Source organism: Porcincola sp. LCP21S3_C12, from assembly GCF_052118625.1.
Classification (GTDB): Bacteria; Bacillota; Clostridia; order Lachnospirales; family Lachnospiraceae; genus Porcincola.
This window is the reverse complement of record NZ_JBQKGW010000002.1, coordinates 152434-164670: the sequence shown is the minus strand read 5'-3', so window position 1 is coordinate 164670 and position 12237 is coordinate 152434. Positions and strand designations below refer to the sequence as shown.

General features: G+C 53.5%; 12 protein-coding genes and 1 tRNA gene. 11 read left to right on the top strand and 2 right to left on the bottom strand.

Annotated features, from left to right (window positions below):
* The first annotated feature begins 85 nt into the window (after positions 1–85).
* The 8 genes from rlmB (at position 86) to ACTQ1N_RS01815 (ending at position 6024) form a co-directional block, all read left to right on the top strand.
* Positions 86–850 (top strand): 23S rRNA (guanosine(2251)-2'-O)-methyltransferase RlmB, encoded by a 765-nt coding sequence (gene rlmB, locus ACTQ1N_RS01850; protein ID WP_321049343.1) that lies wholly within the window; start codon positions 86–88, stop codon positions 848–850.
* Positions 851–860: 10 nt separating this feature from the next.
* Complete coding sequence (locus tag ACTQ1N_RS01845; protein WP_320809120.1) at positions 861–1508, top strand: potassium channel family protein; 648 nt, start codon at positions 861–863, stop codon at positions 1506–1508.
* 99 nt (positions 1509–1607) lie between these two features.
* Positions 1608–2024, top strand: a complete 417-nt coding sequence (secG, locus tag ACTQ1N_RS01840) for a preprotein translocase subunit SecG (protein ID WP_441954077.1) — start codon at positions 1608–1610, stop codon at positions 2022–2024.
* Between the two features lie 98 nt (positions 2025–2122).
* A tRNA-Thr gene (locus tag ACTQ1N_RS01835) sits at positions 2123–2195 on the top strand.
* 122 nt (positions 2196–2317) lie between these two features.
* Complete coding sequence (locus ACTQ1N_RS01830; RefSeq protein WP_441954075.1) at positions 2318–2737, top strand: hypothetical protein; 420 nt, start codon at positions 2318–2320, stop codon at positions 2735–2737.
* Positions 2738–2779: 42 nt separating this feature from the next.
* The gene (locus ACTQ1N_RS01825) at positions 2780–2908 is read left to right on the top strand and encodes a hypothetical protein (RefSeq protein WP_441954073.1); all 129 of its coding nucleotides are present in this window, start codon (positions 2780–2782) and stop codon (positions 2906–2908) included.
* Positions 2909–3269: 361 nt separating this feature from the next.
* Positions 3270–5348, top strand: a complete 2079-nt coding sequence (locus ACTQ1N_RS01820; protein ID WP_441954071.1) for a beta-galactosidase — start codon at positions 3270–3272, stop codon at positions 5346–5348.
* Between the two features lie 148 nt (positions 5349–5496).
* A complete protein-coding gene (locus ACTQ1N_RS01815) occupies positions 5497–6024 on the top strand; it encodes a phosphatase PAP2 family protein (protein WP_441954069.1) in 528 nt (175 codons plus the stop codon).
* Positions 6025–6207: 183 nt separating this feature from the next.
* Here the strand turns inward: ACTQ1N_RS01815 and ACTQ1N_RS01810 are convergent, their stop codons facing one another.
* Positions 6208–7017, bottom strand: a complete 810-nt coding sequence (locus ACTQ1N_RS01810; RefSeq protein ID WP_441954067.1) for a hypothetical protein — start codon at positions 7015–7017, stop codon at positions 6208–6210.
* Positions 7018–7060: 43 nt separating this feature from the next.
* Positions 7061–7573, bottom strand: a complete 513-nt coding sequence (locus tag ACTQ1N_RS01805; RefSeq protein ID WP_441954065.1) for a DUF402 domain-containing protein — start codon at positions 7571–7573, stop codon at positions 7061–7063.
* Positions 7574–7882: 309 nt separating this feature from the next.
* On the opposite strand from ACTQ1N_RS01805, the gene galT reads away from it, so the two are divergent.
* The 3 genes from galT (at position 7883) to ACTQ1N_RS01790 (ending at position 12193) form a co-directional block, all read left to right on the top strand.
* Positions 7883–9424, top strand: a complete 1542-nt coding sequence (gene galT, locus ACTQ1N_RS01800; RefSeq protein WP_441954063.1) for a UDP-glucose--hexose-1-phosphate uridylyltransferase — start codon at positions 7883–7885, stop codon at positions 9422–9424.
* A gap of 185 nt (positions 9425–9609) precedes the next feature.
* The gene (gene proS, locus ACTQ1N_RS01795; RefSeq protein ID WP_441954061.1) at positions 9610–11049 is read left to right on the top strand and encodes a proline--tRNA ligase; all 1440 of its coding nucleotides are present in this window, start codon (positions 9610–9612) and stop codon (positions 11047–11049) included.
* Between the two features lie 178 nt (positions 11050–11227).
* A complete protein-coding gene (locus tag ACTQ1N_RS01790; protein ID WP_441954059.1) occupies positions 11228–12193 on the top strand; it encodes a DMT family transporter in 966 nt (321 codons plus the stop codon).
* Positions 12194–12237: the final 44 nt, after the last annotated feature.

Here is a 12237-nt window from a genome sequence, read left to right as displayed (position 1 = left end):
AGCACATGATCAGGTCTGAACGCGAATCTGCAGGAGAATCTGCGGATGTGCCGCCGGGCGCTCATGCATACGAAATGGAATGGATATGGAAAACAGCCGGAAGATAGAAGAAGAACAGCTGATCATTGAGGGCAGAAACCCTGTGCGGGAGGCATTCCGCGCAGGACGTACAATCGACAAGCTGTATGTACAGGACGGACTGAAGGATGGACCTGTTCTTGCACTTGTCAGCAAGGCAAGAAAATCGGATGCCATCGTGACCTTTGTCTCAAAAGAACGTCTTGACGAGATGTCAGAGACCGGTAAGCACCAGGGCGTGATCGCTCAGTGCGCTGCCTACGCCTACGCGGAGGTGGAGGATCTGCTTGAGCGGGCGCGGGAGAAGGGAGAGGCGCCGTTTTTCTTTCTGCTCGACGACATTGAAGATCCCCACAACCTCGGCGCGATTATCCGTTCTGCCAATCTGATGGGCGCGCATGGCATCATCATTCCGAAGAGAAGGGCAGTCGGCCTGACGGCAACCGTCGCCAAGGCTTCGGCAGGAGCACTCAACTACACACCCGTTGCGCGGGTTGCGAATCTTTCACAGACCATCGAACAGCTGAAGAAGGAAGGCATGTGGTTTGTCTGTGCAGACATGGACGGGGAACTGATGTATGATCTGAATCTGACCGGCCCGATCGGGGTTGTGATCGGCAATGAAGGAAATGGTGTCAGCCGCCTGGTGAAGGAGAAGTGCGATTTTACCGCGCGGATCCCGATGAACGGGGATATCGACTCACTGAATGCGTCAGTTGCAGCCGGCGTGCTTGGCTATGAAATTGTCAGGCAGAGAATGAAGAAGGGCTGAGGCGTTGACGATGAAGAAGAAGTACGTTGTGTTCGGTGTCGACCGGTTTGGAGCAGCGGTAGCCAGAACACTTGAGAAGGGCGGCAGCCAGGTGATTGCCGTGGACATTGATCCGGTGAAAATCCAGCAGATTGCGGAGGATGTCAGCTATGCGATGACGGCAGATGTCCTGGACCCGGAGGCCATCGAGGGACTCGGTCTGAAAAACATTGATGGAGCAGTGATCACGATGGTCGATCATATGGAAGCCTCCATCGTCTCTGCGATGACCTGTGTGGACAGACATTTTCCGTATATCCTTGCAAGAGCAAAGAATGAGGTTCACGGTCGGATCCTGGAGAAAATCGGGGTGGACCGGATTGTCTATCCGGAGCAGGAGATGGGAACGCGTGTCGGTAAGTTCATGGATGACCGGGACTTCATGGACTGGATCGAGCTTTCACCGGAATACAGCCTGGTGGAGGTCCGTGTTCCGGAGGAATGGGTCGGGAAGACGCTCACGCAGCTCAATCTCAGGAGAACGTGCTGCTTTAATGTGGTAGGGCTGAAGGATGAGGACGGCATCATTGTCACGCCGGATCCGGATATGCCGCTCACTGCGAATCTGATGATGTACATCATCGGTCACAATGCGGATCTGGAGAAGATCAAGCAGTAAAATTTATACTGGGCAGCGCAGGGATGCTGTGCTATAATGTTTTTCTATCTGGGCATACCAGAATCAAACAATCAGTGAGGAAGCAGGGAGATTGCAATCATGAAAGTCTTTGTTACAATCATTTTTATTCTGATCAGTGTCGCGCTGACCGCGATTATCCTGATGCAGGAAGGCAAGGATGCCGGACTTGGAACCATCGGCGGAATCGGTGAAACCTACTGGGCAAAGAACAAGTCCAGATCAGTAGAGGGCAATATGGTCCGGTTCACAAAGCTGCTGGCTGCAATCTTCCTTGTACTTGCCGTTCTTCTGAATATGATGCCGGACAAGAATACGACGGCAGCAACAACGACAGCGCAGACGGAAGCGGCTGTTTCCTCCACAGAGAGCGAGACTGCAGCTGTAGCTTCCACTGAGGCAGAGGCAGGCGCAGAGAAGAGCGGGACAGAAGCGGAGACCGCCGTTCAGAAGGAAACCCTCCTTGCAAACACCGAGCAGGGAACGGAAGCCAACTAAGAAGGCTAGCGAAGAAAAGAGTGTCAGCCGAAAAAGTGTTTGACACACATCTGGCTTTATGGTAGATTATAGAAGTTGACGGCAAGCGCCGTCAATCAGCTGCTGTGGCTCAGTCGGTAGAGCGTCACATTGGTAATGTGGAGGTCACCAGTTCGATTCTGGTCAGCAGCTTTTTATCATTTCATGAAGAGGAATGAAGACTGGTGCATCGGTGCGCCGGTCTTTTTTTCAATAAATGGAATGCGGGAAACTTCGGTTGAATTGCGAACCAGAGCAATTACTTGGAGATCAGCATGATGAAGAGAGGAAAGAGAACAAGATATCTGGGATATCTTTTATTCGCTCTTCTTTTTGTGCTCATTTCCTACGAATTTCATTCGGCTTCCAACCGCGCCTCAAATCTCGAGTTTCCTGATGCAGCGGCTCACGCCGTGCTGAAGGTTGCTGCAGAGGATGAGATCCTGCCAGCCAGGCTTCCGGAAAAGATATCGATCCGGGTCGATTCCAGTACCGGATGGGAGCACTGGAGCAGGAAAGAGGCGAAAGCGCTTCTTACAGTGCCGTTTGTCTTCATCCTGTGCAATTTTCTCTTCACCATCCTGACCGTTTCAATCCGCAGGAGATTTGAATCGCCAAACCTGCCCTTCAGAAGGGTTCTTCACTATATTCAGAGGCAGGATGGGAAAGGTCCAGGGGTGCTCACTTTTTACTAATGCAAATATACACATTGCAATTTGTAGAAAGTGAGGTTTTCTATGTTAGCTTTTATTGCACTTTTTCTGTTGTTGATTGTTGTCCTTCCGGGAATCTACGCACTGCTTGTTCATCTGAGGGACCTGCGTGAGAAGGCGCAGGACGCTGCAGCGTCAGATGTGAAAGTGTGACCGGTATGGCACAGAACCTGATTATTGCCGGGGCCCTGGTGTTCTGGGGAATTGTCCTTGTCTGGATGTGGATGAGGACGAGAGGAAACTGAATATAAGTGAGAAGAGACTCAGAAGGCCGTATGGTCTTGCTGAGTCTCTTTTATTCAGGTATTGTCAGAAATTCAGGGGTGCGGCCATTGATCATTTCCTGTATTTATCACCCAGAACCGGTGCCGGTTGAAGCGGCTCGAGTTCGGATTGCCTGTTCCTTGTCTGCTGTAAGAAAACGATATCCAGTTGGATTCAACTACGTGTTATGATCAACGGAGGAAATCAGGTGGACACGACGGCATGTACTTGAAACAGGGGGGAAACCAACATGAGTTATCTGCTGAATGGTGATCGCATCATCATGGGAACGGATTACTACCCGGAGCACTGGGATGAGCAGCTGTGGGACCAGGATCTGGACAGGATGCACGAGACGGGCATCGAAGTCATCCGGGTGGCAGAATTTTCCTGGAATGTATTCGAACCAGCGGAGGGAGAATACTCTTATGACTTCTTTGACAGATTCCTGGATCTGTGCGAAGAGAAGAACATGAAGGTGATTTTCTGCACGCCGACGGCGACACCGCCGGCGTGGATGACGGATAAGTATCCGGAAGTTCTGAATGCGCGCCAGGATGGTGTGCTTTACCGGCACGGTGCGAGAAGACATTATAACTATAATTCTGTTATCTATCAGCGATTCACACGGAACATTGTAGAGCGCCTTGGCGCTCACTATGCAAAGCGGGCATGCATCATCGGCTGGCAGCTTGACAATGAAATCAACTGTGAGAAAAATGAATTTTACTCGGAAAGTGATACGCTGGCCTTCCGTGAGTTTTTGAAAGCGAAGTATGGAAGCATCCGGAATCTGAACAAAGCCTGGGGAACGGCGTTCTGGAATCAGACCTACACGGCCTGGGGAGAAGTGTATGTGCCGAGGACGACGTTGAGCAATAACACGAATCCCCATGAGGTGCTGGACTACAAACGCTTCGTATCGGACTCTGCATGCCGCTGGGCAAAGCTTCAGAGTGACATTCTCCGGAAATATGTGAAGCCAGGTGATTTCATCACGACAAACGGATTATTCGCGGATCTGGACAACCACCGGATGACGCGCGACAGTCTGGATTTTATGACGTATGATTCCTACCCGAATATGGCATATGGCATCCATTCACACTTTACTGCTTTGACGACACTCAAGGATCGGATCTGGGGGCTGAATCTGGATGAGGTGCGGGCGCTGAAGGGGACATTCGGCATCATGGAGCAGCAGTCCGGCGCAAATGGCTGGAACACGGGGATGGAAGCGCCGACGCCGAGACCTGGCCAGATTACGCTGTGGACGATGCAGAGCATTGCGCATGGGGCCGACTATATCAGCTATTTCCGCTGGCGGACAAGCACGATGGGAACAGAGATCTACTGGCATGGCATTCTGGATTATTCCGGAAGGGAGAATCGCAGGATCCGGGAGGTCCGGGAGATTCATGACAAGTTCGTCAGAATTTCCGAACTGGCCGGAACGCAGTACGAGGCGAAGGTCGGCATCGTTGAAACCTACGACAATAAGTTCGATGCGGAACTCGACGAGTGGCACGGGGCTCTCGACCGCATGAGCATGAATGGACTGTATGCGGCCTCCCAGCATACGCATACGCCTGTCGATCTGATCTATCTGCCCTCGGAAGAGTCAGATGCGTCCGAGGCGGATGATCGCGCAGTTGTGGAGAACCTGAGCCAGCATCGGGTTGTCTTCTATCCGCACGCGGTGATCCTGACAGAGCGGCAGGTCCGGATTCTGACGGCTTATGTCGAGCAGGGAGGAACGCTGGTGTTCGGCTGCCGCGCAGGGTTGAAGGATCCGACCGGGAAATGCGTGCAGCAGAATCTTCCGGGAGTCGCTGCAAAGCTGACTGGAGCAGACGTCAAAGAGTTCACCCTGACCGCTGCAGATGAAGGGATGATTCACGTGGACTGGAACGGGACAACTCTGGAGGCGCCTGTGTTCAATGACGAGCTTCAGCCTCTGAAAGGGGCAAAGACAGCTGGCACTTACAAGGATTCCTATTATACTGGAACCCCTGCGCTGATTGAGAACAGTGTCGGAAAGGGAAAGGTTTACTATTTCGGCGGCTGCTTCTCAGAACAGACGGCGGCCGTATTCTTTGAAAAGCTGGATGTGATCGAACCATATCAGGATATCGTGGAGGCTCCGGCGGGCTGCGAGATCGCGCTTCGGACCGGGAAGGACCGGCCTGGGTATCTGTTCGTCCTGAACTACGAGAAGACGCCGCAGTCGATCCAGATTAAAAGAAAATCGGCCGATCTGTATACAGGAGAGGAGCTGGAAGGAGAAAGGCTGCTGGCCCCATATGAGACGCTGGTATTGAAGGTCTGACAGAGGAATCCATCACATTATCAAAAGAAGGCATATCCCTGTATCTGGGACTGTGTCTTCTTTCTTTGGATACAAATTAGACACGATTTCAGGGTATGATCGTTTCCTGACAGGTCAGTTGTTTTGATGCATTGGAGAGGGGTTCCATATGGATATGGCGGTTTTGAATTTTATACAGAATCATCTGCGAAACACAGTCGGAGACCACCTGTTTCCGGTTATCACAGCACTCGGCAACGCCGGACTGGTCTGGCTGGTGCTGGCGGCTGTCCTGCTGATCCTCCCGAGAACAAGAAAACTCGGGCTGATTGTGACGACGGCGCTTATCCTGGAGGCGATCCCCTGCAACCTTATTCTGAAACCGCTGGTTGAGAGAGCACGCCCGTTTACGGTCAATCCGGCTGTGGATCTGCTGATTGCGAAGCCGGCTGATTTCTCATTTCCGTCCGGACATACAAGTGCTTCCTTTGCCGTTGCCTCTGCCTTGTTTTTCAGGAAAGAGAGACTGTGGATACCGGCAGGGATCCTGGCAGTTCTGATTGCTTTTTCCAGGCTGTATCTGTATGTGCACTATCCCTCCGATGTGCTGGCCGGGGCGCTGATCGGGATCCTGGCAGGGTGGTTGGCTGTAAAGGGAGCGAATGCGATAAAAGCCAGAGGACACGCAGCCGTGTGATCCTGAAGGCCATCCGAACAGAAGGCCTTCAGGCATGCACAAAGTGGTGTGCCGTCGGGCATCCGGACATGTCCGGAACAGATGAAGGAGCTGAACGAAAGCCCCAAAAGGCCGAAACAGATGAAGGCGCTGAACGAATGCCAAAAAAGGCCGGAACAAATGAGGAGGGGCGCGGCTTCCGCATCAGGAATGATCAGCTTCAGCGATTACCTGCTCGATGTCGATGCCGCAGGTGTCCTCGATGCCGTCCGAGAAAACACTGAGGAGCGCACTGTCCTTCTGTCCATACATGATACCGAGGCTGAGCGCCGCGAAGATGAAGTTGCGGTCTGAATCGACCCAGAGCGCATAGGGCTGATGAGTGTCATCGTCCTTGTCTCCGCCCGATACCGTCGGATTGCCGTAGGCAAGCGTGCACTGGCTGGTCAAATCCAGAAAAGCATCCTGGTCCATGAAAAATTCATAGACGCCGCCGGTCAGTTTTTTTCCTTCGAATACATAGAAGGAAGTCGCGTCGTATCCACCGATCGAGTATCCTTTGATACCAAGAGTGGTGATGCCGCTCTTTTCAAGAGCGGTCTTGCCGGTAAGAGACCTTCCGGAGGCATCAATCCCCTTCAGCGAATAATCGATGGTATTCTCCATGTCAGGCAGGAGGACCTTTTTTCGAATGTCTTCCTCCGCGGTCCCCCAGGAAAAACCGTGAAAGGAAGTAATCGAAAGCTTCCCGTCCGGACTGATATCTTCTGCATCCATGCGGGATTCGGCTGACTCTGTCTCCTCCTCTGAGCTTTCCTTGGCAGCCAGCTTTCCAGCTTCCTTTTCCTGATTTTCATAGTAATCTTCCGCACTGTCACCCCGCTTTGCGATCTCCTCGCTGACTCTCTTTGAATAATCCTCGAAAGCCTGATCATCCGCGAGGACAGGCATCTGGTACATAGAATGGAACAGGAGAACGGCAGCGAAAGCTGCAGACAGAATGCGTTTTTTCAAAAGACACCTCCACAACTGGATCGATCATCGTCCGGAAAGAACATTAGGCTTCCAGCAGGTGCTTCTTATCAGCCTGCTCTGCATCATTGACATACGCCTGAAGTGTTCCGAAATTCCCCTTATATATAATCTGAAGCAGACGGTCAAGATGACGCAGGGCGGCCTGGAGCTGATCCGGCGTGATCAGATTGTCCCGCTGAGCATCTGCCAGTTCATCCAGATCCACGACTCGCACCTGGCCGTCCGGGTAGACGATAACGTCCGCAAGGAGATCGGTGAAAATGTATGTGTCGATCCCGTCTTCCTGCGAACAGCTGGTCTCAATGATGTCACAGTACCATGAAATCAGCTGATCTTCGTGGTCATAGAACTTGCTGACCTTGATGCCGCGTTCCGGAAAATAGCACGAATATCCATGGGACAGTGTCTTCTTTGGGTGAAGTGTTTTCCACTTGGTAATGATTGTTTCGTTATCGCGATGCAGCAGGATGTCGTCCTTCAACAGAATACACTCGGACGGGATGATGCGCCTTCTGTATAGCCTCAGACCTTCCATGATCGTTCCCTTTCCGCGCTCGGGCGTTGCAATTTGAACTTTGCTTCATTCTATCCTCCGGAAATTAAATTGTAAATACAGCTTGACGCATTTCGACAATCAGAATTTAAGAAAGAAAAGGGGCATACGGACAGTATTTACAGACAAGCGGCTGACTGACTGGCAAAGTTCGTTGTGATAGTTGTTCTGCCGGATTTCAGATGATAGAATCAGTAAGAACCGGCAGTTTACCGGCAGATCGGAAAGGTGAGGACTGTGCAGCAGGCGGCTGGTTATTGACAGAGTAAAAAGCTGGAGCGGAGGCGGAGAATGATTCAGAATGCGGTTGCGGAATTGGTGAGATATGGATATGCGACAGGGCTTCTTGAGGCGGAGGATCGGATCTGGGCGGCAAATGCTCTGATCCGGGAGCTTGGACTGGACGACCTCACGGAGGAGGCGGAAGCCAGGATTTTTGAAGGAAATCTGACAGCCGGGGAAGCGAGAAAAAAGCTTCCGGCGATTCTTGATACGCTCTGCGGCTATGCGGCAGAGAAGGGGATGATCGCGGACAACACGGTGACCTACCGCGACCTGTTTGACACAAAGCTGATGGGATATCTGACTCCGAGACCGTCGGAGGTGAATCGGAAGTTTACCGCTCTTTACGCGAAAAGTCCGCGTGAGGCGACGGACTGGTACTATACGTTCAGCCAGGACACCAATTATATCAGAAGAGACCGGATCGCGAAGGACATGAGATGGCTGGCTCCTACGGAATATGGGAATCTCGACATCACGATCAACCTGTCCAAGCCGGAGAAGGATCCGCGGGCAATCGCCGCGGCGCGCAATGCAGCCCAGACAGCCTATCCGAAGTGTCAGCTCTGTTATGAGAATGTCGGATATGCCGGAAGGGCCAACCACCCGGCGCGGGAAAACCACCGTGTGATCCCGATCCGGATCGCAGGAGGGGACTGGTGCCTGCAGTATTCTCCGTATGTGTACTACAACGAACACTGCATCGTATTTAATTCAAAGCATGTACCGATGAAGATCGACCGCAGTGCCTTTGAGAAGCTGTTTGACTTCGTGAGGCAGTTTCCGCACTACTTTGTCGGCTCTAACGCAGACCTTCCCATTGTCGGCGGGTCGATTCTGGCGCATGAACATTTTCAGGGCGGGCACTACGAATTCGCGATGGCAAAGGCCAAAATTGAGCGTGAGCTGTCCTTCAGAGGCTATGAGGATGTCCACGCCGGTATCGTGAGGTGGCCGATGTCGGTGATCCGTCTGAACGGGGAAGAGCCGGCCAGAATTGTCAGCCTGGCGGACAGAATTCTGCAGGCATGGAGAGCCTACACGGATGAGTCAGCGTTTATTTTTGCGGAGACAGACGGTGAGAAGCACAGTACCATCACGCCGATTGCGCGCAGAAGGGACGGCCGTTATGAGGTGGATCTGGTGCTCCGGAACAATATCACAACGAAGGAGAACCCGCTGGGTGTCTTTCATCCGCATGCGGAGAAGCACCACATCAAGAAGGAGAACATCGGACTGATCGAGGTGATGGGCTGTGCGATCCTTCCAGCAAGACTCAAAAAGGAGATGGCAGATCTGAAGCAGGCTGTTTTAGCTGGCCGCGATATCCATGGGGACGAGGAGCTTGGAAAGCACGCGGACTGGATGGACGGAATCCTGAGAAAGTATGCGGACATCAATGAGCAGAACATTGATGAGATCCTGAAAAAGGAGATCGGGATCGTCTTTGCGGGAGTGCTGGAGGATGCCGGTGTGTTCAAGCGGACGGCTGCGGGGCAGGCTGCATTTCTCCGGTTTGTGGAATCGGTCAATGCGGGACTGCTTGCTTGACGGACCGGGCAGAAAACGGTAACATGAAGCTCTGCAGTCCGGCTCCGGATGGAGACGGGCGGAATCAGATACCTGTCAGACAGAACAGGGAGATATGAGCGCCGGGCGGGGAGGCTTTCCTGCCGGTGCGCCAGAGAATGCTGGAGGGAAGCAGGCAGGCTTTCCGGAAGATGCGGGAGAGGAACATGGCAGAAAAGAAGTTTGTCGAAGAGATCACCTCGATGGAGGATGATTTCGCACAGTGGTACACGGATGTTGTCAAGAAGGCAGAGCTGACCGGCTATACGCAGGTCAAGGGTTTCATGGTCATCAAGCCTGCCGGGTATGCGATCTGGGAGAATATCCAGCATGAGCTTGACAGGAGATTCAAGGAGACAGGCGTTGAGAACGTCTATCTTCCATGCCTGATCCCGGAGAGTCTGCTGAATAAGGAAAAGGAGCACGTGGAGGGCTTTGCCCCGGAAGTCGCATGGGTGACATATGGCGGTGCCCAGCAGCTGGAGGAGCGTATGTGTGTCCGTCCGACCAGTGAGACCCTGTTTTCAGACTTCTACGCGAAGGATGTCCACTCCTACAGAGATCTTCCGAGACTTTACAATCAGTGGTGCTCGGTTGTCCGCTGGGAGAAGACAACCCGGCCGTTTTTGAGATCAAGGGAGTTTTTGTGGCAGGAGGGACACACCATCCACGCGACCGCGAAGGAGGCGGAGGACAGGACAACCCAGATGCTGAACTTGTATGCGGATTTCCTGGAGCAGTTCCTTGCCATTCCGGTTGTCCGCGGACAGAAGACGGAGAAGGAAAAGTTTGCCGGTGCGGTCGCGACCTATACAGTCGAGGCGCTGATGCACGACGGGAAGGCGCTGCAGTGCGGAACGTCCCACAATTTCGGGGACGGATTCGCCAGGGCGTACGGCATCCAGTTTGTGGACAAGGACAACACTCAGAAGTATGTCTATCAGACCTCATGGGGGATGACGACAAGACTGATCGGCGCCATCATCATGGTGCATGGCGATAACTCCGGACTGAAGCTTCCGCCGCTCGTTGCGCCTGTTCAGGTCATGGTGATTCCGGTCCAGCAGAAGAAGGAAGGCGTGCTTGAGAAGGCGGAGGAGCTGAAGAGGGTTCTGGCGGCGGCCGGCATCCGTGCACGTCTGGACGATGCGGACAAGAGTCCGGGATGGAAGTTCTCCGACCAGGAGATGCGCGGCATTCCGGTTCGTGTCGAGATTGGACCGAAGGATATCGAGAAGGGGCAGTGCGTCATCGTCCGCAGGGATACGCGTGAAAAGATCGTCGCGCCGCTTGAGGGAATTGCGGACAAGGTGAAGGATGTCCTGGATCAGATCCAGCACGATATGTACGAGAACGCGAAGGCACGCCGCGATGCGATGACCTACACCGCGGCTACAAAAGAAGAATTCACCGAAATCGCGAACACGAAGCCGGGCTTCATCAAGGCTATGTGGTGCGGTGATGTCGCCTGTGAGAATGCGATTAAGGACGAGCTCGGAGGCGTCACGAGCCGCTGCATTCCGTTCCGGCAGGAACATCTTTCCGATACCTGCGTCTGGTGCGGACGCCCGGCAAAGAAGATGGTGTACTGGGGCAGGGCATATTGATCTGCACAGCAATGGCAGGCGCGGCAGCGGAAGGATTTTCCAGGCTGCGCATGCTGGAGACGGCAGGCAGACATGAGACACTGCATGCAGCGGACGCTAAAGGCGGAGGGAATCCAGACAGGGTTTCCTTCGCTGTTTGCTTTCCGGCAAATGGATGTCATACAGGGAATCAATGAATATGAGAAAATCAACAACAGTCACAAAGACACTTCTTCTTGTTCTGACTGCGTTTATCTGGGGCTTTACCTTTTCCTTCCAGAGCATTGCGACAAAGTATGTCGGGACCTATACGTATCTGGCCTGCAGAAGCTGGATCGCGGTTCTGTTCCTGATCCCGGTGATCCGCGTTTCCGACAGGATTCGTCTGAAGCAGACGGGGAGCTGTCCTGCACCGACAACGGGGCAGCAGAAGAGGGCGCTGTGGATCGCTGGCGCTGCCAGCGGCGCTGTGCTGTGCATGGCAAGTGCTTTTCAGCAGACGGGGATTGCGACCACAACGACTGCAAAGGCGAGCTTCATCACGGCGATGTATGTGATTCTTGTCCCCATCTTTTCCATGTTTCTTGGGAAGAAGACCGAAAAGAAGATCTGGTTCTGTGTGGCTGTCTCGATTGCGGGACTGTACTTTCTCTGTTTCAAGGCCGGTTCTCTTGAAGGCTTCGGGGGAGGCGATGCGCTGATGCTCTGCGCAGCAGCCGGGTTTGCCATTCAAATCCTGGTGATCGATCATTTTTCTCCGGGACTGGACCCGGTCCGGCTCAGCCAGCGGCAGGTGCTGTTTCAGGGAACCATAGCAACCGTGCTGATGCTGGTGCTGGAGCACCCGACAGCCTATGGGCTGCTGCATGCGGCTGTCTCGATCGTATTTGCGGGGGTCCTCTCAAGCGGAGTGGCCTACACGCTTCAGATCACCGGACAGAAGGGGCTGAACCCGACAATTGCATCGATTGCAATGTGCCTGGAGAGCGTCTTCGGGGCGATCGGAGGCTGGCTGATTCTCGGCCAGCGGCTGAGCGGCAGAGAGATCCTGGGCTGTGCGCTGATGTTCACCGCCATCGTGCTGGCGCAGCTGCCGCCGCTTCCGGCGGGGAAGAAAGCAGGGCAGATCAAAAGCGGCGATACGGGAGAGCGTGTTTCTGTCTGAGGGCTGTCCATGGCAAAACGGCAGTCTTCTTTCCGTTTGATCGT

Bases quoted from the DNA above. Each gene is read 5' to 3' on its own strand.
- proS (WP_441954061.1), top strand. From the start codon at position 9,610: ATGGCAGAAAAGAAGTTTGTCGAAGAGATCACCTCGATGGAGGATGAT.
- ACTQ1N_RS01845 (WP_320809120.1), top strand. From the start codon at position 861: ATGAAGAAGAAGTACGTTGTGTTCGGTGTCGACCGGTTTGGAGCAGCG.
- galT (WP_441954063.1), top strand. From the start codon at position 7,883: ATGATTCAGAATGCGGTTGCGGAATTGGTGAGATATGGATATGCGACA.
- rlmB (WP_321049343.1), top strand. From the start codon at position 86: ATGGAAAACAGCCGGAAGATAGAAGAAGAACAGCTGATCATTGAGGGC.
- ACTQ1N_RS01790 (WP_441954059.1), top strand. From the start codon at position 11,228: ATGAGAAAATCAACAACAGTCACAAAGACACTTCTTCTTGTTCTGACT.
- ACTQ1N_RS01825 (WP_441954073.1), top strand. From the start codon at position 2,780: ATGTTAGCTTTTATTGCACTTTTTCTGTTGTTGATTGTTGTCCTTCCG.
- ACTQ1N_RS01830 (WP_441954075.1), top strand. From the start codon at position 2,318: ATGATGAAGAGAGGAAAGAGAACAAGATATCTGGGATATCTTTTATTC.
- ACTQ1N_RS01805 (WP_441954065.1), bottom strand. From the start codon at position 7,573: ATGGAAGGTCTGAGGCTATACAGAAGGCGCATCATCCCGTCCGAGTGT.
- secG (WP_441954077.1), top strand. From the start codon at position 1,608: ATGAAAGTCTTTGTTACAATCATTTTTATTCTGATCAGTGTCGCGCTG.
- ACTQ1N_RS01815 (WP_441954069.1), top strand. From the start codon at position 5,497: ATGGATATGGCGGTTTTGAATTTTATACAGAATCATCTGCGAAACACA.
- ACTQ1N_RS01820 (WP_441954071.1), top strand. From the start codon at position 3,270: ATGAGTTATCTGCTGAATGGTGATCGCATCATCATGGGAACGGATTAC.